At 46.7% G+C, this 23,916-nt stretch carries 10 protein-coding genes and 1 tRNA gene; 10 read left to right on the top strand and 1 reads right to left on the bottom strand.

The annotated features are described in order from the left end of the window. Positions 1-141: 141 nt before the first annotated feature. Positions 142-1,371, bottom strand: coding sequence for a family 16 glycosylhydrolase (locus tag BMZ72_RS01270; protein ID WP_089804465.1), 1,230 nt, complete (start codon positions 1,369-1,371; stop codon positions 142-144). Positions 1,372-1,652: 281 nt separating this feature from the next. On the opposite strand from BMZ72_RS01270, the gene BMZ72_RS01265 reads away from it, so the two are divergent. The 10 genes from BMZ72_RS01265 to BMZ72_RS01220 all read left to right on the top strand — a co-directional run bounded on the left by BMZ72_RS01265 (position 1,653) and on the right by BMZ72_RS01220 (position 22,962). After that, the gene (locus BMZ72_RS01265) at positions 1,653-4,553 is read left to right on the top strand and encodes a ligand-binding sensor domain-containing protein (RefSeq protein WP_089804463.1); all 2,901 of its coding nucleotides are present in this window, start codon (positions 1,653-1,655) and stop codon (positions 4,551-4,553) included. A 45-nt stretch (positions 4,554-4,598) separates the two neighbouring features. Beyond that, positions 4,599-5,213 (top strand): RNA polymerase sigma factor, encoded by a 615-nt coding sequence (locus BMZ72_RS01260; RefSeq protein ID WP_089804461.1) that lies wholly within the window; start codon positions 4,599-4,601, stop codon positions 5,211-5,213. A 76-nt stretch (positions 5,214-5,289) separates the two neighbouring features. Continuing rightward, a complete protein-coding gene (locus tag BMZ72_RS01255; RefSeq protein WP_177222648.1) occupies positions 5,290-6,516 on the top strand; it encodes a FecR family protein in 1,227 nt (408 codons plus the stop codon). Positions 6,517-6,833: 317 nt separating this feature from the next. Next, on the top strand, positions 6,834-10,082 hold the full coding sequence (locus BMZ72_RS01250; RefSeq protein ID WP_177222647.1) for a SusC/RagA family TonB-linked outer membrane protein: 3,249 nt from the start codon (positions 6,834-6,836) through the stop codon (positions 10,080-10,082). 11 nt (positions 10,083-10,093) lie between these two features. Further along, positions 10,094-11,536 carry a RagB/SusD family nutrient uptake outer membrane protein gene (locus BMZ72_RS01245; RefSeq protein WP_089804455.1) on the top strand — a complete coding sequence of 481 codons (1,443 nt, stop codon included), beginning with the start codon at positions 10,094-10,096 and terminating at the stop codon, positions 11,534-11,536. 74 nt (positions 11,537-11,610) lie between these two features. Next, a complete protein-coding gene (locus tag BMZ72_RS01240) occupies positions 11,611-14,151 on the top strand; it encodes a zinc-dependent metalloprotease (protein WP_089804453.1) in 2,541 nt (846 codons plus the stop codon). A 333-nt stretch (positions 14,152-14,484) separates the two neighbouring features. Then, complete coding sequence (locus BMZ72_RS01235) at positions 14,485-17,661, top strand: Ig-like domain-containing protein (protein ID WP_089804451.1); 3,177 nt, start codon at positions 14,485-14,487, stop codon at positions 17,659-17,661. 296 nt (positions 17,662-17,957) lie between these two features. Then, the gene (locus tag BMZ72_RS01230; RefSeq protein ID WP_089804449.1) at positions 17,958-21,356 is read left to right on the top strand and encodes a carbohydrate-binding protein; all 3,399 of its coding nucleotides are present in this window, start codon (positions 17,958-17,960) and stop codon (positions 21,354-21,356) included. Between the two features lie 111 nt (positions 21,357-21,467). Then, positions 21,468-21,540 (top strand) — tRNA-Lys (locus BMZ72_RS01225). 189 nt (positions 21,541-21,729) lie between these two features. Further along, complete coding sequence (locus BMZ72_RS01220; RefSeq protein WP_089804447.1) at positions 21,730-22,962, top strand: toll/interleukin-1 receptor domain-containing protein; 1,233 nt, start codon at positions 21,730-21,732, stop codon at positions 22,960-22,962. The last annotated feature ends 954 nt before the right edge of the window (positions 22,963-23,916 follow it).

The following is a 23,916-nucleotide window of genomic DNA, read 5'->3' as shown; positions in this document are numbered from 1 at the left end:
GTCCGCTAGTAATGTCCTGTTTCTCCCATTATACCGCCATTATAACGCCATTACGCCGCTATTTCTTCGCTCATGAGCGAAGAAATAGCGGCGTAATGGCGGCCAGCTAAGGGTTTAATCGAGGGAAAAGACAATATTTAGTTAGCGGGTGAATTTCTCCCAGCCCTGGATCGTCGGACGGTTGCAGGTCATTGCCTGGGTACCGTTTTCACTGGAGACATATGCTCCATTGTTTCCACGGAGAGAGAACGTGCCATCGCCATTATCTATCCAATCAAATTTTTCCCAGTCCTGGATGGTCGGGCGGCTGCAGGTCATTGCCTGCGCACCATTTTCGGAGGAAACATACATGCCCTGGCTACGCAGGGCTACTTTACCACCACCTGCATCTACTACGGTGAACTGTTCCCATGCCTGTGCCGTTGGACGGTTGCAGGTCATTGCCTGTGCACCATTTTCACCGCTGGCAAATAAACCGTTGCTGCCTTTGATGGTGATGGTAGAACCGATCGGAGCAGTACCACCACCAGGTGTGTCGGTGATGCTGTACACTCTTACGTAATCCACCAGCATGGAAGCTGGTAAAGCACCATCATTGATGTTATTACCCGGCAGGTTACCCCCTACGGCAATGTTCAGCAGGATAAAGAAAGGTGCATGGAATTCTTCTGTACCGTTGATGTTGTTGAGGATGTTTGCCTCATGGAACTGTACACCATCCACATACCAGCGGATCGCGGAAGCATCCCAGTCAACCGCATACACGTGGTAATCGGTTGGTGTGGTCTGGGTGTTACCACCATAATAGGAATACACGGTATTGAACCAGTGGATGGTACCCAGCACGGTATTACCGGTGTTTACATGCTCCATGATGTCAATTTCACCACAGGCTGGCCAGCCGGCGCCGGTGCTGATACTGTTACCCAGCATCCAGAAAGCAGGCCATAAGCCCTGTACGCCTGGCAGTTTGATACGGGCTTCGATACGACCGTACCTGGTAGAGAATTTACCGTTACTGTTGATACGGCCGGAAGTGTAGGGCTGGCCGGCAACGGTTTCTTTACGGGCAGTGATCACCAGATTACCATTGCTGACAGCAACGTTCTGGGTCTGGTAAAACTGCTTTTCATTGTTGACACCGAGGTTACCATTTTCGTACCCCCATTTTGAGGTATTCAGGCTGGTGCCGTCAAATTCATCAGACCAGATCAGGTTATAAGATCTGGCAGCAGCGGATACAGCGCCAACGGTTTTGTCATCTGCGGACAATTTAGGCGCCTGTTCTGCCTTGTTTTCTTTCTTACAGGATGTTACTGCCCCTGACAGGAGCAGTACGCTCAGCAACGTGGAGAGGGTTTGCCTTTTCATAGTTAAATTTTCTGGTTTTCATTGTTTCCACGGTATAGCCTTATCGCTGCCGGACAGGTGTAAATAATACGCCTGTTTCAGTAACAAGGTGTCATAACGCGGAAACGAATGGTTAATTTGATCAGGGCAAAGATGCGCTTAATTTTCATCCTCCTTCTTTTAGGGGGTACGTCTAATCTACTACAAGCAGAACGTAGTATATTGATTATCAATAAACCTTATTTACGTCACCCTTACTTCGCGCTATATTATTCCCTATTTTTAGTGAAACGTTATGGAAAATGAACAAGCTTTTTCTGCTTGTGCTGTCTATCCTATGGAGCAACCTGTCCATCGCACAACAAATAATCGGGCTACCGCCTGTGATCAATTATACCCGCCAGCAATATCCTGGTGGCGGGCAAACCTGGGACCTGGATATGGACCGGAATGGCATTCTTTATTTTGCCAACAATGAAGGGCTGATGACCTTCAACGGTCATTCCTGGAAGTTGCTCCCGGTGCCCAATCATACCCGGCTGAGAGCTGTCAAAGCAGATAAGGATGGCCGGATCTATATCGGCGCCCAGGATGATTTTGGTTATTACCTGCCGGATGCGGATGGGGTATTGCGGTATACTTCACTCAAACCGGTTGTCAGGAACCGGAAAGATCAATTTGCCGATATCTGGGATATTGTGATCGATGACAGTGGTATCTTCTTCAGAAGCACCAACAAGATCTTTCATTATGATCATAAGACATTACATATCTATGCCGCCCAGGCGGAATGGCAGGTCTTACGCCGTGCCGGCGGACACCTATATGCACAGGATGCAGCCAGGGGATTGTTACGGTTCCGGAACGGACAATGGCAATCCGTTTGTAGTGAGATAGCCAGTCAGCGGTTGCTGGTCAGGGAAATCCTGGACTACGGACAAGACACCTTACTGATCTGCACCCTGAAACAGGGCCTTTTCAAATTGCATGGCAGACAGCTGATGCCCTTCCGTACAGCTGCAGATGACATATTCACTGAAAAACAGATCTACTGTGCCAGGAACTGGGGAGATAGTGACAAGCAACTACTGGTCGGCACTTCCTATGGCGGCTGTTATATCATTAATAGTACTACGGGGAACATTATCCAGCGATTTACGGTAGATGAAGGCCTTCAGCATAACAGTGTACTTAGGATCTTTACCGATCCTGCCAGGAATATCTGGCTAACGCTGGATAACGGGATCGATATGGTACGGTATAACACCGCTGTGAAACAGATCCTACCGGATGGCAAACGATACCTTACCTCCTATACGGCCGCAATATTCAAATCGCAATTATATATAGGTACTTCGGATGGGGTTTTTGCCACGCCGGTGGGTACCCGCAAAGACCTGAGTTTCCAGGAAGGACATTTCCGGCGGATCGGGCATACGCAGGGACAGGTCTGGAACCTGAGTCAGATAGGCTCACATTTATTGATGGGACATCATGAAGGCGCTTTCGAGATTGACGGACAGGACGCCAGACTACTCTCCAAACTAACAGGCAGCTGGTTGTTTCGTCCCTTTGCCTCGCATATTCTCTCCGGCGGATATAATGGACTGCAACTGATCAAAAAGAATGGCAGTCAGTTAGGCAACCCTGCCAGGGTAAGAGGACTATTTGAATCATTTCGTTTTCTAACGGTGGAAGACGACAGTATTGTGTGGTCTTCGCATCCTTACAGAGGTGTGTTCAGGATGCATGTGGAAGAAGACAGTCTGCTACAGTATACACTTTTTACCAGCAAAGACGGTCTGCCATCTGACTACAACAATTTTGTATTCCGGGTCAGGAACCGGACGCTGGTGGCCACACAGGCAGGCGTATATGAATATGATGCCGTTAAGAAAAAATTCGTGCCCTCCCCCTGGTTGTATCCTGTGTTAAAGAATATCCCATTACAGCACCTGGCGGAAGACGCTACGGGCAATATCTGGTTTGTTTCAGATAAGATGCCCGGCGTGATCGATTTTCACAAACCGCTGCCGGAGCATCCTTATAGTATTGTGTATTTCCCGGAGCTGAAGGGCCAGGTGGTCAGTGGGTTTGAGTTCCTTTATCCTTATGATGATGAGAACATTTTTGTGGGCGCGGAGAAGGGGATGTATCACATTAATTACAGGCACTACCGTCATTCGCGGGAGTTGCCTGTTGTACTGATTGGTCAGGTCAGCGCACATGGAAAGCGGGACAGTCTTTTATTTGGCGGGTATCATCCCCCGGGAAAGCATTCCTTCAAAGCAATGCCTCATGCATTTTCGGGTTTTCATTTTGAGTATGCTTCACCGGTATATAGTCAGGGGAATACGATCTCCTACAGTTACCGGCTGTCAGGATTTGATCAGGGCTGGAGTGAATGGTCGGTAAAAACGGAAAAAGACTACACCAATCTGCCGCATGGCTATTATGCATTTTCTGTGCGGGCGAAGGATAATCTGGGCAATGTGTCGCGTCCGGCAGTATATGCTTTCCGGATATTACCTGCCTGGTATCAGACGGGTCTTGCGATGAGCGTCTATGTGCTGAGCGGGCTTGCCTTACTGCTCTGGGCTTATATTTATCAGAAGAAGAAATTCATTCGTCAGCGGAAGCGCTATCAGCAGAAACAGGAGCAGCTGATCTTACGGCACCGGTTTGAAAAGGAGCAGCGGGAGAAAGACCTGATCAGTCTGCAAAATGAAAAGCTGACGGCGGAAGTCCGTTTCAAAAACAAGGAGCTGGCGACGGCCACTATGTACCTCTTACACAGGGGCAAGGTATTATCGAATATCAAGGAAGAACTGCTGAGTGCTATGAAGAAATTAGACTCGCCGGCGGGGGCATTTAAAAAGGTGATGCGGCTGTTTGAGGAGGCGGAAAACAATGAAGAGGACTGGGAGCAGTTTTCCAGGCATTTTGACGAAGTACATAATAACTTTCTGTTTAAGCTGAAACGCCGTTATCCGGAGCTGAGTACAACGGATCTGAAACTCTGTGCCTATCTGCGCATCAATCTGACCACCAAAGAAATCGCACAGTCGCTGGGGATTTCCGTTCGAGGTGTGGAAACGAGCAGGTACCGGTTACGCAAGAAGCTGGAATTACCGGCAGAGGTCAGCTTATATGACTTTCTGCTGGCGGTAGCAGATGATCAGGTAAGACCGGCACAATCCTGAGGAAAACGGTTATATTTGTGACTTACTCCTTTACCATTTTTTTCATTGTCAGCGCTTAATGTTCATATACATATAACGGAAGAAGAGGAAAGAAATCTACTCAGTAATGTTGCGGAAGGTGACTGGCAGGCATTTACGCGCCTTTACGACGCCTATTCTCCGCTCATTATACATTATCTGCAGGTTTATCTGACTGAAAAACATGACGTAGAGGAAATTGGCCAGGAAGTATTTCTGAAAGTCTGGAAAAAGCGGGAAATACTTGTCACAGTACGTTCTTTTAAGAACTATGTATTTATCATGGCCAGGAATGCATTGAACGACTTCCTGAAAGCCCGGCAGGCATTGCTCCAGAAGCAGGCCGGATACAGCAAAGACTATGTTTTACCACACTATAGTGCTGACGACAAACTGATCACGGACCAGTATGAATCCATTGCCCGTTCGGGACTGGATATGTTGTCAGAAAAGCAGCGCCGTATTTTTCTGTTGCGTACACGCGATGAAATGACCATCCAGGAGATCGCGGATGCGGAAGGTATGTCTGTTGGCGGCGTTCATAAGTCATTACAGCAATCCACCCAACAGCTGAAAGACTATCTGGCGCGCAATGGCATTAGTTTTACCCTTCTTTTACTGATACTTTTCTTTCAGCCCTGAAACTTTTTTTTAAAATTTTTTACTGTCCTGGTGAAAATTCGGAATTAAGAACCGTCTTTACCTATATATGTCATATATGAATATAACTGAAGCCATCACGATCGTGACAAAACTGGCGGAGGGGACCCAGGTCAGTGAAGAACGAATAGCCGCTTTCAGGCTATGGAGCCTGACCGAAGCAACAGATGAGGAGTTACAGGAACTTGCGCGTGCGCATGAAGCAGTGCTGATGGGCATGCAGGAGATACCTGTGTATAATAACCAGGAGATTGTCAATAATATATATAGCCGGCTGACGGCCTACTATCAGGAAGAAACAGCAGCACTGGCAGCAGTAACGGGACAGGACAATAACATCCGGAAGATCAGGGGACGTAATTACTGGTGGGCCGCGGCGGCTTCCCTTCTTTTACTGGGAGGCGGTACTGCCGTTTGGATGATACGTACGCAGCGACCACAACCTGCCGTAATTGTACAGCAAACAACACTTACACCGGGTAGCAATAAGGCGGTTCTGACGCTGGCTAACGGACAACAGATCATATTAGATAACGCCGAAAAAGGCACTATTGCCGAATCAGGCGGCGTCTCAGTTATTAAAGCAGATAGCGGTGCTATCGCTTACAGTGGAACAGGGGGCAACATACAATACCACACACTGTCTACACCAAGAGGTGGACAGTTCCAGCTAACATTACCAGACGGATCACATGTATGGCTGAATGCAGCATCATCTATCCGTTATCCGACCGCATTCACGGGGGCTGAAAGAAATGTGGAACTTACCGGAGAAGGCTATTTTGAGATAGCCCCAAACGCCGCCCAACCTTTTACTGTTAAAACCGGCAAACTGGACGTACATGTATTGGGCACAGGATTTAACATTATGGCTTACGCCGATGAAAATGCTGTACGTACAACGCTCGTAAACGGATCTGTAAAGGTTGCGGCAGGCGCAGCAACAACGATACTGACACCTGGCACACAGGCCAGCTTACAAACAGGCGCAGCTGGTTTTACCATCAGCAAACCGGACCTGGATGAGGTGCTGGCCTGGAAGAACGGACAGTTCCGTTTCAGCAGGACCAACATCAAGCAGATCATGCGGCAGGTGTCCAGGTGGTATGATGTAGAAGTAAGTTACGAGGGGAACGTAGACAATATAGAATTCCAGGGTATTCTGTCCCGCAAAGTGACGGCACAGGCCCTACTGGAAACAATCGCAGCAACAGGAGAAGTACATTTCCGTATAACAGGGGATCATATCAGCGTAATACCTGGCGCGGAGAGAGTTAAGAATTAGGAATTAAGAATTAAGAATTAAGAATTACAACCGAAACTAGTCGCTTATTCACATCAATAACCAACCAAATGCATATGAAGTAGAAAGAAGAAAACAAGTAAATAGCAACAACCAAAAATCAGCAAACAAGAAAACAGCAGTTGTAGGTCCTATTACTAAAAAAGTGAGGACCCCAGTTGCACCTGGGGCCCTCCTGTGCGGACTACTTCAAAATGTCTCTTACGTCATTTAATCAGTAAATCCCTAAATGTACAAGTATGAACAACATTGTACCTGGCAAAGGTATGCCAATTCCTTTTTCCAAATTATTTATGATTATGAAGCTAATCATTCCGTTGATGATCGTGGCAGTGTTGCATGTAAGCGGCGCCAGTTATGGCCAGAAGGTCACGATCAACAAAAAGAAGGTGGCATTAACTGATATCTTCAAAGCCATCAGCGAACAGACAGGACGTGAGTTTATCGCGAATCCTAACCTACTGGCAAATACCTTTCCGGTAGACGTCAATGTAAAAGATAAAGAGATCAGCGAGTTTCTGCCGGAACTGTTGGGTAAACAGGGACTGGCTTATGCGGTGGTCAATAATGTCATCGTTATTACCAGGGATCCGAAGTTGCTGCATGGACTGTCTTCCTCACTGGTCATGGCAACGGAGCCTCCGAAAGTGATCAAAGGCTGGGTCTCTGATGTTATGGGCGTACGCCTGCCGGGAGCAACCGTTTCATTGAGGGGAACGAATAAGGGGGCGACCACTGATGCAAATGGTTATTTCGAAATACGCAGTGAACTGGCGGGCGATAGTGCTGAAGTAGTGGTTTCTTATACAGGCTTCATCACGAGAGTGGCGCACATCAGACACTCCCTACCTACTTTAATATATCTCAAACCTTCTACCAGTGAGCTGGATCAGGTACAGGTGATCGCTTATGGTACTACTACCAAACGTTTCAGTACAGGAAACGTTGCCACTGTTACAGCAGCTGAGATTGAAAGAAGCCCTGTCAGCAATCCTTTATTAGCATTGTCGGGAAGAGTGTCAGGATTGGTGATCAATCAGGTGAATGGTATGCCGGGAGGAGCTGTAAATGTACAGTTAAGAGGGTTTAACTCCATCTCCGGCGCTACTGCGCCTCTGTATATTATTGATGGAGTGCCTTTCAAAGGCGGTGGTTATGGTTCAATCAACAATGCATTAGATGGCGGTAACTTACTCGATTTTGTGAACCCCGCGGATATCGCCAGTGTAGACGTGCTGAAAGATGCAGATGCAACTTCCATTTATGGTTCCCGGGGTGCAAACGGTGTTATCCTTATCACTACAAAAAAAGGAAAACCCGGTCGTATGCGTTCCAATGTAACGGCATATACCGGTATCAGTAAAGTAACCCGTATGCCCGAGTACCTGAACCTACAGGAATATCTCCAAATGCGTAGAGAAGCAATGGCAAATGATGGCGTACGTCCTGGTCCGGCCGACTATGATGTAAACGGGACCTGGGATACAACCAAATATACCAACTGGCAGGAACGCATATTAGGTGGCAACGCACACATCTCAGATGTACAGGGTAGCGTTTCCGGTGGTAGCAACCAGGTACAGTACCTTGTTGGTGGTGGTTATCACAGAGAGAGCCCGGTCATGCCAACAGATGGATCTTCCAGAAAAGCCTCTGCTCATTTTAATATAACGGGCAACAGCGAAGATGGAAAATTTACGGTGAATGCAGGTGGTTATTATGTGTCTAATAACAATGACATCCCTCCTATGGACCCGACAGGATCTATAAGAGACCTGGCACCGAATGCACCGGAACCATTTAACCACGATGGCACGCTTAACTGGGAGAACGGCACTTATGGCAATCCGTTTTCTTCACTACTGCAACCTTACCTGGGACGTAGTAATAACGTGAACGGTAATATTACGTTAAGTTACAGACCGATCAAAGGCCTGGATATCAAAGTAGCTGGCGGTTATCAGAACACAGCGATCAAAGAGTACACCGGTTCGCCACTATACCTTATCAATCCTTACCTGACCGGTATCAAACAAGCTTCTGCCCGTTACAGCAACAGCAATTACAACATCTGGAATATAGAACCACAGGTTACTTATAATTTTCGTTTTGGAAAAGGCAATGTAGAAACCTTGCTCGGGGAAACATTCAGACATGAACTAAATGAATCGCTTACGCAGTTCGGTTCTAACTATGTAAGTGATGCATTGCTTAAAAGTCCGGCAGCTGCAGCTACGTTGACCAATGAAAGCAGCGGGATGTCAGAGAACGCTTACAATGCGACATTTGGCAGGGTGAAATACAATTGGGACAATAAGTACATCCTGACCCTGAATGGCCGGTATGATGGTTCCAGTCGTTTTGGTCCGGCGAACAGATTCCACTTCTTCTGGTCAGCAGGTGGCGCCTGGATATTTACACAGGAGAAGGCGGTGAAAGAGCTGGTACCATTCCTGAGTTTTGGTAAACTGAGAGGTAGTTATGGTACGACGGGTAATGATGCTGCGGGCGATTATGCGTTCCTGGACCTGTATCGTTCTATTTCTTACCCCTATCAGGGTTCCAATGGTTTACAGCCGCAGGCGCTGTTTAATGCAGCATTACAGTGGGAAGCGACGCGTAAGATAGAAGGTGCGATTGACCTGGGTTTCCTGGAAGACAAGATACTTGTTACGGCCAGTTACTACACCAATCGTAGCAACAATCAGTTACAGAACCTGCCCTTATCTGCAGTAACCGGATTTAGCTCAATCAGAAGTAATATACCGGCGATCATCCGTAATAACGGATGGGAGTTTGAACTGCGCACCACAAATATCAAAACCAGGGATTTTGACTGGAGCACCTCCATAAACATTGCGTTGCCACGTAATACACTAGTATCTTATCCTGGTGTAGGACCTGATGATCCTACATTCATTCTGGGCAAACCACTGGGTACAATAAGAGTATATGAATATGCGGGTGTCGATCCACAGACAGGTGTGTATACGTTCTACGATAAAGAGCGTAAGAAAGTAACCTCGCCGGTAGACAGAACCGGACTGCTGGATCCTGTAACAGTTAAATACTATGGCGGATTCCAGAACAGTTTTCGTTATAAGGGCTGGACAGCTGACATCCTTTTCCAGTTTGAGGACCATACTGTCAGGAATCCGTTACTGAATGGCACGTTTCCTTCCGGTTTCCTGGGCAATCAGTTGAAAAGCCGTGCACTCGGCCGCTGGCAGAAACCTGGAGATGAGACCGACATTCCGAAATACACACAAGGTCTGCTGGGCTTCCTGCCATGGGCTTTATACGCGAAGAACAGTGACCTGGCTTATTCCAGAGCGCCTTTCCTCCGCCTGAAGAATGTTTCCATTGCTTATCAGCTGCCAGCCTCCCTGATGAAGAAACTGCGGCTGCAACAGGTCTCTCTCTTCGCACAGGGACAGAACCTGCTGACATTCTCCAGGAAAGAATTCCGCGACTTCGATCCGGAATCAGATGCGACCAATTTCGGACCATTGAAAACATTCACCGGCGGTATTAAAGTAAACCTCTAAAAAGCAACAACATGACATTATTATATCAACCACTCCGTTCACTGTATGCAGGACTTGTGCTGGGTCTGTTAGTGACAGCCAGTTGCAAAAAAGCCCTGGAAATAGATCCGCCAAGCACACAGATCGTAAGTTCGCAGGCCTTTGTGAATGACATGTCTGCCACCTCTGTAATGACAGGCATGTATAGTAATATGATGAGCGCTGCAACGGGCTTTGTGTCCGGTAACAGAAGTATCACCACCAGAGAATCGCTGGCTGCTGATGAACTGGTGAACTATTTACCTGCTTCGCAGGATGCTTCCATGCAGGAGTTTTATACCAACACCTACAATATTGCCAGTCCGTATTTCTGGAATGATTTCTACCAGCGCATCTACACCTGTAATGCTACCATTGAAGGCGTTACTGCTTCCACAGGCATATCAGATGCAGTACGTGCACAATTACAGGGAGAAGCTAAATTCTTTCGTGCCTTTATCTATTTCTACGCTGTGAACACGTACGGTGATGTGCCACTGGCATTAACTACCGACTACAGGATCAACAACACGCTGTCTCGTACACCCAAAGCCAGGGTGTATGAGCAGATTGTTGCCGATCTGAAAGATGCAGAAGCACTGATGGGCAATGATTATTTCAAAGGCACTACAGCAGGCAGCACAGAAAGAGCAAGGCCTAATAAGGCAGCAGCCAGTGCATTGCTGGCCAGGGCATATCTGTATATGGAGCAATGGGCCAATGCGGAGGCAGCAGCGACCAGTGTGATCAACAATGGCACCTATTCTCTTGAAACGGATCTAAACAGGGTGTTTATCAGCACGAGCAAAGAAGCCATCTGGTACTTACAGACAGTGATCCCTACTAACTACTCGACTTATGACGGACAGTATTTTATGCTGACCAGAGTGGCGCCGGGCACCAGTGCGCAGAGCCCGACAGCGATCCGGCTCTCTTTCTTTGATAGTTTTGAGCAGGGAGATGCCCGGCGTACGAACTGGATTGACACCTTTACCATCAACAATACCAATTACTACTTCCCTTTCAAATATCAGAAGAACATGAGCACTACACCGGAAGCACTGCTGGTATTACGACTTGCAGAGCAGTACCTGATACGTGCTGAAGCCAGGGCGAAACTTGGGAATGTGACCGGCGCGAACAGTGCAGCATCTGACATCAATGTGATCCGCAAAAGAGCGGGACTGCAGGATACACAGGCTGCGAATCAGCCGGATATGCTGAAAGTGGTAGCGGCAGAGCGCAGATCAGAATTGTTCACAGAATGGGGACATCGCTGGTTTGACCTGATCCGTACGGATAAGGTAGACTCTATCATGAGTGTACTGACGCCGCTGAAAGGAGGTGTATGGAACAGCAACTATAAGATACTGCCTATTCCGTACAGCGAAACACAGATCAATACGAATCTGAAACAGAATCCGGGATATAATTAATCACAAACAGCCTTTATCATAACCCTCCCACAAAGGGAACATGCCATCATCACAGTAAACTAGTATTCATTACAATGAAATCAGCAACAACCCATGTTTTGCTTGGGGCATTGTGTGCCCTGACGGCAGCATTGCCAGCAAACGCGCAGAAGCACAAGAAGGGAAAAGATACTCCGGCACCTAACAGGGACAGTGTAGCCGCAGCGCTGGCGAAAGTGGCCTTTCCGGCAAAGCAGGAAACACTGAAGCCTTACAGGGAGGTCATTCCGGCCAATGCGATCACCAGCAGTGGTTTATTTAAGGTGCATAAATCAGCCGACAAGTATTTCTTTGAAATACCCGATTCATTACTGGGCAGGGACCTGCTGGTTGTCAGCAGAATTTCCAAAGGCTCCGCAGATTACCGTCCGATGATCCTGCCTACCTATGCAGGCGATCAGATCGGAGAAAAGGTGATCCGCTTTGAAAAAAGTACCGGCAATAAAATATTCCTGCAGACCATCTCTTACAGAGAAAGAGCCACGGATAGTTCTTCCAATGGCCTGTACCGTTCACTGATGAACAGCAGTCTGCAACCCATCCAGGCAGCATTCGCAGTGAAAGCAGTGAATGACAGCAGCAAGAGTAGTGTGATCGAAGTAACGGATTATCTGAACAATGATAATTCTGTCTTCTTCTTTGACGCAGGTACCAAAGCGCTGGGCGGACTGAATATGATGGCGGCTGATCGTTCCTATATCGGCGATGTGCATGCATATCCGATGAACATTGAGATCAAGAGCGTACGCACCTATACCGGCAGACCAATGCCTGTTACGAATGAAGTGAAAACCTACAGTTTTGAGCTGAACAGTTCGATTGTATTACTTCCTTCCATTCCGATGCAGTCCCGGTTCTTCGACCCGAGAGTTGGGTTCTTTGCAGATGAATATATTGACTTTGACGCCAATCCGCAGGGTATCAAAAGTGAAAGTCTGATCTGGAAATGGCGGTTGGAACCACGCAGGGAAGACATTGAAAAATACAAACGCGGCGAACTGGTTACACCGGAGAAACCGATCATTATTTACATCGATCCGCTGACGCCGAAGAAGTGGGTACCTTATCTTATTGCAGGCGTAAACGACTGGCAGGCGGCGTTTGAGGCAGCAGGCTTCAAAGATGCGATCATCGCAAAAGAAGCGCCTGCAGATGACAGCACCTGGAGCATAGAAGATGCGCGCCATTCCGTACTGGTATACAAACCATCTGCTATGGCCAATGCGATGGGACCGAGCATTAAGGACCCGCGCACCGGCGAAATACTGGAAACCCATATCAACTGGTATCACAATGTGATGGACATGTTGTACAAATGGTATTTCGTGCAGGCGGGCGCCATCGATAAGAGAGCACAGGCGCCGCAACTACCGGATGATCTAATGGGAGAACTGATCCGTTTTGTGTCTTCACATGAAGTAGGACATACACTGGGTCTGCGTCATAACTGGGGCGCATCTTCTACTGTTCCGGTGGACAGTCTGCGTAGCAAACGCTGGGTGGAAGAGAATGGTCATACCCCATCCATCATGGACTATGCCCGTTTCAACTATGTAGCGCAACCAGAAGACAATATTGGTCCGAAGGGTATTTTCCCACGCATCGGTGCTTATGATAAATGGGCAATCGAATGGGCATATCGCGTATTACCAGAAACGAAAACACCGGCAGAAGAAACACCCCTGCTGAACAAGATGGTGATTGCAAAATTAGCGTCTGGCAAACAGTACTTCTTTGGTATCGAGCGAGTGCCCTGGGAACCAGCGACACACTATGATCCGCGTAATCAGCGCGAAGACCTGGGAGATGATGCCATGAAGGCAGGTACTTATGGTATTGCCAATCTGAAGCGCATAGAAAAACATCTAATGGACTGGACCCGTCAGCCGAATGAGGATTACAGCAAAGCTGGTGAGATGTACAATGAGCTGGTGAAACAGTTTGATCTTTATATGGGCCATGCAGCGGCAAATATCGGCGGTATACTGACTACACCTAAAACCGTAGAACAGGCAGGACCGGTATATGAATTCCCTGCTAAGAGCAAGCAACAGCGTGCGATGGCATTCCTGCAGGAACAGTTATTCACCACGCCGATGTGGCTGAATGACACGCAGCTGGCGGGACTGACGAAGACCAGTTTTGCTGTTGTGACCAATGTACAGAAAAAGACCTTATTCCAGTTGCTGAGTCCTGATGTACTGGACAGATTGTCCTTACAGGAGAATATTGAAGGAGCAAATGCATACACTGCTGCACAGTTCTTACGCGAACTGAAACAGGGCATTTTCTCTGAACTTGCTGCACATAAAACGATCGATACTTATCGTCGTGGATTACAGCGTGTATATGTAGAAAGACTGCTGATGATGATCATACCGGGACCACAAAACCCGCTGATGCCATCAACTGCTCTGAGCAAGGATGGCGATGCGCTGCCACTGATCAAAGCCCATGCGAAAGCACTGGCGGAGCAGATCAAAGCGGGCATTCCGCAAACGGCCGATGAGATGACACGTAGTCATCTGCAGGACCTTTACGACAGGCTTGATAATGGGTTACATCCCAGGAAATAGATATGGTAAACGAGTATACTGAGCTCTATTTTAAAACTGTAAACGTGCGATTTCTATCGCGCGTTTTTTATTTATATACAACTGCTTTTGTGTCAACATCCTGGTTGTTACAACCCTGGCTATTATACGACTGCTGCGGTATTGCGGGTACCAAGTACCAGCGCACGGTTTCTCTCAAAAGGATTACTTATTCTCCCTTATTATGCTTAAATTCGTATAGTAAATAATGGCCTTTTCGGCCCTGTACATCCACCCTCCTCCATGTTATGAAAAGTGTTATCCTGTACCTGAAAATTTTAGATACCACGTTCACGTTACCTTAAAATTGACCAAATGAAGAACCCGGTTTACCCAAACAACAAGGTGAAAAAGAGTCCATGGCTTGCAACTGTGCTCTGTCTTTCACTCTTACCAGTTTCCACGTTTGCCCAGCGTACCCTCGTCTGGGAAGAAAGTTTTACCAGCTCAACCCTTAATGCGCAGACCTGGACCTATGAAACAGGTGATGGTTGTGCCAAGGGCAATTGTGGCTGGGGCAATGCGGAGTTGGAGTACTACACCAACCGCACAGAAAATGTCAGAATTGAGAACGGTCACCTGGTGATCGAAGCACGACGGGAAGATATGGGCGGCAAGCCTTTTACTTCCGGTCGTATCAAAACAGCCGGCAGGGTCACTTTCCGTTACGGCTCACTGGAAGCACGCATCAAAGTACCGAAGGTCGGGAACGGTCTTTGGCCTGCTTTCTGGTTGCTGGGCGCCACTGGTGGTACCTGGCCGCACAACGGTGAAGTAGACATCCTGGAAATGGGCTTTGCAGGCGCTATTGCGGCCGGCAGACCAAACAACACCCTGAGTGCAGCTACTCACTGGTGGACGGAAAACCCTGGGGGCTATACCGGTCATGCCACCTATGCAAAAGATACCGTTGCTACAGGCGTTGACCTGAGTGATGATTATCATCTGTACAAACTCGAATGGGATCCGCAGTTCCTGACTATTTACCTGGATAACAGTCCCTTTTACAAGATAGGGATCACTGGCGGAAACGGATTTGAAGCCTTTCACAATCCGTTTTACATCCTGCTGAACCTTGCCGTCGGCGGCAACTATCCGGGTATTCATTCCGCAGCAGGGATCACAGCTCCCTTACCCGGACGAATGGAGGTTGATTACATCAGATTGTACCAGGACCGGGCACAGGGAGAAGAACTGATCCTGGCGAGCAACAATGCACCGGAAGGCAATTATGGTATTTTCACTGACAATACCACTGTCAGCGACAGGGTTGCTTTTGGTCAGGGTGCTAACCTGTATCTCTGGAACAATATCACCAACATCACCTCCCCTGCTCCTGCACCGTTTGAGGGCAGCAATGTGTGGGCTTTTCATGCCAATGCCGGCGCCTGGTATGGTCTGGGTGTGGCGAATGACATGAAGAATATGAGTAACTATTCAGGCGGTAGTCTGAAGTTCCATATGAAGACCAGTTCTACTGCTACTTTCAAAGTAGGTATTGCTTCGGATGGTGCGGAAGGCTGGATCAATTTCAATGGCAGCAACGAGCATGGTCTGGTCAGAGACGGACAATGGCATGAGGTCACTATCCCTGTGAGTGAATTCGGTGCACTGGACCTGATGCAGGTGACGCAGTTGTTTATGTTCTCCGGTGATGCACCGGTGGCGGCAGCTGATTTCTATTTCGACAATATCTATTACACCGGTGGTGTATCTGCGAATCCGGCGCCAAAGGTCGCTATTACGAATATTGCAAATGAGGCGGTGTATACCACACCTGCCGCTATTGCCGTACAAACGAATGCCAGCGATCCGAATGGCAGCATCAGCAAGGTCGATTTCTATAACGGCGCCTATTATCTGGGTACGACCAGCACGGCTCCGTTCAATTACACCTGGAATACTTCCACGCAGGGTATTTACAAGCTGATCGCCAAAGCGACAGACAATCAGAATAAAACGACCACTTCGCAGCCGGTCACCGTACTTGTAGCAGCACCTGGCAATACCGCACCACAGATCAGTATTACCTCTCCTACGGCCAGTACGCCATACCGCAAACCGGCCAAGGTGGTGATCAATACCAACGTTACCGACAATGGTATTATCTACAAAGTAGAATTCTTCAATGGCAGCACCTTACTGGCGACACTGACACAACCACCGTATAATTATACGTGGGAGAATGTGCCACAGGGTACGTATACGATCACTGCGAAGGCAACAGATAATGGTAAGCTGAGTACCACTTCTGCACCGGTGACCATCACCGTACAGGATAATAAGATCCTCTCCAGCAAATATGGCATTTATAGTGAAGATGCGTCTATCACTGAAAAGATGACCTATGGACTGGATGCGAACCTGTATATCTGGAATAACCTGGCGACGATCAGCGGTGCAGCACCCTATGAGGGTTCACAGGTAATAGGCGTTACGGCGGCAGCAGGCAGCTGGTTTGGTTTAGGCGTTGCACATGACGTACGTGACCTGACGCATTTTGCCAATGGCTCACTGAAGTTCCATTTCAAAACGTCTTATCAGGGACAATTCCGTTTCAGTATCATTTCACAGAACGGTGAGCAGGTGATCAACTATGCGGCCGGCGAACAGAAACTGGGATTACTCAGGGACGGACAATGGCATGAAGTGACGATTCCTGTGAGTTCGCTGACCAATGTCAACCTCACAACGATGTCGCAGGCATTTACATTCTCCGGAGATGCACCGGCGGCGGCGGCGAGTTTCTATATAGACAACATCTATTATGTTACTTCCGATCCTCCGGTTACACAAACCAATCTGGCATTGAATAAACCGACACGCACCACTTCCAACGAGAATATCGCTATGGAAGGAAAGTATGCAGTGGATGGTAATATCAATACCCGCTGGTCCAGTGGTTTTGGCGATCCGCAATCCATCAGGGTTGATCTGGGTGCAGATTATGATATCAACCGTGTGAAGATCACGTGGGAAACGGCGGCCGGAAAAGACTATGTCATACAGGTTTCCAATGATACGATCAACTGGACTCCGTTACGTACGGTGACGAACAACAGTACCCTGGTGAATGAGTTTACCGGTCTGACAGGTCACGGTCGTTATCTGCGGATCTATGGTACAGCGAGAACGACGGTGTATGGTTATTCCATTTTCGAACTGGAGGCGTATGGTAGTCTGCGCACAGGAAGTGCCTTACTTGCCAGTGCTGCACCGGTGAAACAACAAGCCATTACTGTCTGGAAAGCAACGTTGTATCCGAACCCGGTAGTCAATGACAGAGTACAGTTACTCAGTAATGAGGCCGTGAAGCAGATCAGAGTTGTAGACCTCAACGGACGTACCTGGTCGACGCAGCAGTTGTCGCAGGAAGGTAAGGTATCATCCACCTACGGTGTGGATGTAAGTCGCTTACCAGCAGGCGTTTACTTCATTCAGTTAAAGAACAGCGCACAGCAAACATTATTGCTGAAGTTTGTTAAACAATAAATATCAATTACTTAAACAGCCGGTACGTTTATTTGTCTCCGTTAGACATACGTACCGGCTATTTTTTAGGATAGTATTTGAGCGCCAGTGCGTACTTGTATAAGTACAACATAAAAATAATATGCGCAATCACTAGGAGTATCCAATAATGTTTGTAAATTCCATCGTTAAAAAAATTTTGAAAACCTTATCCCGCTTTTTGATTAACGTCACTCACTTTTTGGACTTAGCATCTACAGAAAAACAAATTAAAAAACCTGGGAAACCTAGTATTCAACAAAAAACCATTTAAGACGATGAAGAAAAACCTGCTGCTAACATTTCATAAGCGGTTCTTTACGGCCTGCTTTGGAATTGCCCTGCTCGCAGCGAGCACTGACCGTGCCTACAGCCAGGTGCCTACTGGCTTTACGCTGAAAAAACTAACCGACAATTCTATCGTTGAAGCCACTGCAATGGCGCATTCCGCTGATGGCAGAATATTCATGGCTGAACGTGGAGGTAAGGTGAAGGTTTATCAGAATGGAACCGTATCTACCGTGTATACCGCTCAAACAGTAACCGATGCAGAACAGGGTTTACTGGGTATCACATTGCATCCCTCATTCACCAGCAATGGACGTTGTTACATTTTCTACACCAATAAGGAAATGACACGCCATTACCTGGACATCCTGTTTATCAACCAGGCTAACGGTGTTGACTCTGTCAGAAGAGTAATGGAATTTGATCAGATCATCAACGGCGCGCACAATGGTGGTGCACTGTTGTTCCGCAAAGGTCTGCTGTATGTAGCGATCGGCGAGAGCAATGAAGCGATCGAATCTCCGAAGCTGACCACTTACCGTGGTAAGATCCTGCGTCTGACAGAAGACGGACAACCAGCTCCGGGCAACCCTTATTATGACACCCCTAACGCCACGCGTCAGCAGAGAAGTATCTGGGCACGCGGTATGAGAAATCCATGGAGGATGTCTCTGGATCCTGTATCTCAAAGAATCTTTGTGGTGGACGTAGGAGGTGACTATGAAGAAATTAACGATGTGACCAATCCTGATCCTGCCAGAGGATATAACTATGGCTGGGACCAGAATCACAAAACAGGTTATCAGCCGGATACCACGACTACGATCCCTCCGGTTTATTTTTATGACCACAGCGAAGATAAAGGCGGATGTGCGATTACATCAGGTCTGTTCTTCAATCCGCCTGCTACCAACTATCCGCCACAGTATCTGAACAAGTTCTTCTTCTCAGACTGGTGTCGCGACTGGTACAGGTTTGTTGACATAAATGGTCTGAAGCCTTCTTCTCCCTATACAGAGTTCTCCGCGAAGAACTTTACCAGAATACTGGGTACAAGCGTAGGTATAGATGGTAACATTTATTACATCGCTTATGCGGGAGATGGAAGTCTGTACAGAATTGAATACAATAACAACCAGGCGCCATCTATCGTGAATCAGCCGGAAAACAAAACGGTTACAGCAGGAGATGCAGTCTCTTTCTCTGTGACTGCTTCCGGTGGTACACCTTTATCTTTCCAGTGGCAGAAAAACGGCGCTAATATTACCGGCGCTACTGCTGCCACCTATAGCATCGCACAGACTACGCAGGCTGACTCAGGTCAGTACCGTTGTGTGGTGACCAATCCGATCAGCACGATCAACAGTAATCCTGCGAAGCTGACCGTATTGCCATTCAATGCGCGACCAGTTCCGAAGATCCTCACACCAGCAGCTACGCTGACCTGGAACGTAGGTACGATCGTTAACTACTCCGCAACAGCTACCGATGCTGAAGACGGTACCTTACCTGATTCTGCATACACCTGGGAGGCCCGTTTCTATCATAAAGATACCCCTACCAGTGAGCACTGGCATCCTGGTCCGACCCTGGCGAAAGGCGTAAAATCAGGCAGCTTTACGGCTGACAACCTGGGTGAGTCTTCTCCGAATATCTGGTTCAGACTGATGCTGACCGTAAAAGATTCTAACGGCCGTACCGGTGTAGACTCCGTTGATGTCTATCCAAATAAGGTACAGGTAACTGCTGCTTCCAACATCGCTGGTATCAGTCTGGTGTTAGGTTCCAGAGAAGTTGCTCCGTTCACCAAAACAATGGTGGTAAACTCCCTGACCACACTGCAGGCCGTTACACCACAGTTGCTCGGCGACACCACTTATGATTTCGTATCATGGGCACACGGTGGCGACGCATTACAGTCGATCCGCGTACCAGCGAAGGATACTGTCTTCCGTGCTACCTACAAAGCAGGAGCATCCCGTCAGAATCCATTCCCTGACCCGGCTGTACCTTCCACTATCCCGGGTAAGATCGAGATCGAAAACTTTGACCTGGGTGGCGAAGGTATTGCCTACCATGACGAAAGCACTGCCAATCAGGGTAATCAATACCGTACCACTGAAGGCGTAGACCTCGAAAACTGTTCCGAAGGTGGTTTCAACATCGGCTACGTTAACAACGGCGAATGGCTGGAATATACTGCTAACGTAACCGTTACCGGTAAATATACCTTCTCTGCCCGCGTAGCGAATCCGGGTGCTGCCAAGACCTTCCACGTAGAAATGGACGGCGTGAACATCACCGGCACCGTAACAGTACCAACAACCGGTGGTTTCCAGGCATGGCAGACCGTTTCCACGACGACCACACAGTCACTGCCTGCAGGCATACATGTGTTCCGCATCGTACTGGAAGCAAACGACTTCAACGTAAATTACTTCACATTCGATCTGGCAATCGGTAACGCGCCAACAGTCAGCATCACTGCTCCTGTTAATGGCGAGGCTTTTGTCACCAATTCCGATATCCTGCTGAAAGCAAATGCTGCTGACTCAGACGGTACTATCAGAAAAGTTGAGTTCTTCCAGGGTGCAACCAAACTCGGAGAAGATACCACTGCTCCTTATCAGTTCCTCTGGACAGGTGTTGCCACCGGCGCTTACAGCATCACTGCAAAAGCAACCGACAACACACAGATGACAGCAACCTCCGCTCCTGTTGCTATCAACGTAACAGCTGCTGCTGTTGAAAAAACAGTTCCAGGACATATTGAAGCAGAAAGCTTTGATGCTATGTCTGGTATCCAGACAGAAGGTTGCGGCGATACCGGCGGTGGAGAAAACATCGGCTGGGTAGATACCGGCGACTGGATGGACTACTTCGTTAATGTTACCGCTGCAGGTAGCTATAACGTATCCTTCCGTGTTGCCAGCGCACCAGGTGGTGGTCAGCTGCAACTGCAATCAGGCGCTAACGTCCTGACAACTGTTGATGTACCAGCTACCGGCGGATGGCAGGCATGGACCACTATCAGCAAAACTGTGACCCTGACAGCAGGTAAGCAGACATTGCGTGTATATGCCTCCCATGGAGACGTCAATCTGAACTGGATTGAATTCGCTGCAAGTGCACAGGCAGCAAGAACATCAGCCGTGGTAGAACAGGAACCTTCTATCAGAATGTATCCTAACCCGGTTGTGAATCTGCTGACTGTAGGTAATGTGAAAGGCGACGGTCTGTTCACTATCACTAATGTAGCTACTTCACAGACGATCATCATCAAGGCGACCAATGGTATACTTGACGTAAGCAACCTGACACCAGGTGTTTATGTGCTTAAGTTCACCAACAATGGAAAACCTGTAACGAAGAAATTCGTGAAGATGTAGATTTGATAAGGGTTTAAATAAAAAAGCTGCCTCGTAGGAGGCAGCTTTTTTATTTTTTGTTTGGAGTTTATAAATATGTGATGTAATATTGCACCCCCGTTCAACGGGAATGATTCCGTAGCTCAGTTGGTAGAGCAATACACTTTTAATGTATGGGTCCTGGGTTCGAGTCCCAGCGGGATCACGAAAGCCCGGCTTCGAAGAGAAGTCGGGCTTTTTGTTTGTATAAAATACCCATTAGTTTCACAGCATGCGCGAATGGTTGATTACTATAACCTAAATTGAGGTTATGACATCTCTGTTCCGTCAAGGTTTTAAGAAATTTAGTAAATTGATATCTTTAATCAATTACTATTAACAGTATCTGGAATTTATGGAATTTCATTATGATTATGACGTAACACTTTCTTTTGCAGGAGAGAATAGAGATTTTGTAAGTTGTGTTGCTAAAAAGCTGCACGCGGCAAACGTTAAGGTTTTTTATGATGAATATGAGCAAGTATCACTTTGGGGGAAAGATCTATACACACATCTTGATGATATTTACAAGACGAAGGCTAAATATTGTGTGATGTTCATCTCCAAAGACTACAAGGAGAAATTATGGACGAATCATGAAAGGAAAAGTGCACAAGAAAGAGCCTTCAAAGAAAACGAAGAATACATATTGCCATTTAGATTAGATGCCACTGAAATTCCCGGGATTAGGGCCACTACTGGCTACTTGTCCAGGGAAAAATATGATTGTCAACAACTAGCGGATGCAATAATGAAAAAATTGGGAATGCAATTGCCTTCTAATCCTCCAGCTAATGATCGTAGCGTATTGGAACCGGGTATTTTTCTACATAAAGATGGAAGGAATGAGATAGCAATAAACATGTCCGATTTTTTTGCGCAAAGACTGTCGAGTGCCTTTCCTGGAGTTCGCGGCCTCAAATGGTTTGACGATTCACAAAAAATATCCCAAAGACTTAAGATTTTATTAAGACCTCCGTTGATATTTGAAATTCATCCTAAGAATCGCCCAAATGTACAAGGGAAGTATTCTCCAATTTGGTGGTTTAGAGGAGGGAAATCTATGCCAATAGACAGAATTGAAGATTTAAGTAATGGAAGGCTACTCATTGGCAAATATGAATATGATGTTGATAAAATTGCTGTATATGTTGGTTCATCAGACAACGAAAGCTTTATTTATGTAAAGGTCAGAGGAGAGAGTTCTGTTTTTACTGGTATCACTGGCCACAATAATAAATCTGAAAGTTTTTTGACGTCGGGTTTTACAAGAGAGGAATATGCAATATACAAAAACCAAATCATTACTAGAGAAGAGTTTGACGATGGAGCAGCGGAAATCGAAGGAACAGTTATTAATTTCACAGAAAGTCCTGAACTTAGGGTTAGGTGTCTAAGTCCATTTAATTTTATTATCTCGGCCCAAACATCAATTTATAATTCTCAAATAAGTGATTCCAGTTTTAAAGTGTTTTTGGATAAAGATCTAGTTGAAAATAATGAATATCATTTAGAATCATTCATAAATAATTTTCTAAATGAAAATTTTGGCATAGAATCTATGGCACCAGATTTTTTTGAAGATTAAACTACATATTTCACACATTTCCTGGGCTTGGACTATGTTATATTGAAATCATTTCAGAAGAAGCTGTAAAAAAAGCAGATTGCTAATGCCATCAAATTGCTTCGCAATAAACTGGGGATGTTTTGTTTGGAGTTATCATGGTTTTGCCTTTACTTATTTAATCAGACGGATCATTTTAACATCATGTTTAAGGTGAATGGCGGTGGAGATTTGGTTCGTCCGCGGATATCAAGATACTTGTAATTGAATAGCCTGGCGATATGACTCGACCCTTATGGCGTTATTATAACTTATTTTGGATTAGAACTGTTCAAGCAAGATAATCCCTGCATAATCTGGTTCGAGTTTCCGATACCTGGGATCACTGGAAATTAAACGCTTCAAGTTCAATGACTTGGAGCGTTTTTGTTTTTAGGGATTTTCTGTGGTGTATTGAATTCCAATCGCCTAGCTGATTCGAGTCTCCTTAGCGTTCAGCACACTCAACAACCATCATATCATCATCCTCTTCACAAGGAACATCTAATTCTATCTTTCGCTTTATCTTCCGGATTACTGAACCAATGCAATACCAATAACTAGAGTAATTCGAGATAAAATAACGAAAGTGCTAAGCGAGTGGAATCTTGACTTACAGATTTAGCCGGCATACAACAAAATGTTGCGCCAAGGAGAGATTACAAGCAAAAAAGCATTATCTCCGTCCAGAAATCCCTAAGCGAATCCTATAATGCGGGGCCTCTTGTCAAACGATCCTGGTTTGGCGCATACAGTTACTGAGGAGTAGAGGATTTTTCCGGTGCAAAAAGGGGAAAATTCCTGAGTCTAGGGACATTAACTTTGCATTAACCAGCGCATGATTGATTGTATTTAAATTGCTCGTGTTTCATGTGAGGTACTATTCACGATATTACAATTATCTCTTAACCTTCAAAATCTATAGTAAGTCACAAT

This window comes from Chitinophaga sp. YR627 (assembly GCF_900114995.1).
Classification (GTDB): Bacteria; Bacteroidota; Bacteroidia; order Chitinophagales; family Chitinophagaceae; genus Chitinophaga.
Note: the sequence above shows the minus strand (reverse complement) of the source record. Positions and strands in the feature narration are given on the sequence as shown.

Coding starts and splice junctions, on each gene's coding strand:
- BMZ72_RS01270 (WP_089804465.1), bottom strand. CDS start 1,371: ATGAAAAGGCAAACCCTCTCCACGTTGCTGAGCGTACTGCTCCTGTCA.
- BMZ72_RS01265 (WP_089804463.1), top strand. CDS start 1,653: ATGAACAAGCTTTTTCTGCTTGTGCTGTCTATCCTATGGAGCAACCTG.
- BMZ72_RS01255 (WP_177222648.1), top strand. CDS start 5,290: ATGAATATAACTGAAGCCATCACGATCGTGACAAAACTGGCGGAGGGG.
- BMZ72_RS01250 (WP_177222647.1), top strand. CDS start 6,834: ATGAAGCTAATCATTCCGTTGATGATCGTGGCAGTGTTGCATGTAAGC.
- BMZ72_RS01245 (WP_089804455.1), top strand. CDS start 10,094: ATGACATTATTATATCAACCACTCCGTTCACTGTATGCAGGACTTGTG.
- BMZ72_RS01240 (WP_089804453.1), top strand. CDS start 11,611: ATGAAATCAGCAACAACCCATGTTTTGCTTGGGGCATTGTGTGCCCTG.
- BMZ72_RS01235 (WP_089804451.1), top strand. CDS start 14,485: ATGAAGAACCCGGTTTACCCAAACAACAAGGTGAAAAAGAGTCCATGG.
- BMZ72_RS01230 (WP_089804449.1), top strand. CDS start 17,958: ATGAAGAAAAACCTGCTGCTAACATTTCATAAGCGGTTCTTTACGGCC.
- BMZ72_RS01220 (WP_089804447.1), top strand. CDS start 21,730: ATGGAATTTCATTATGATTATGACGTAACACTTTCTTTTGCAGGAGAG.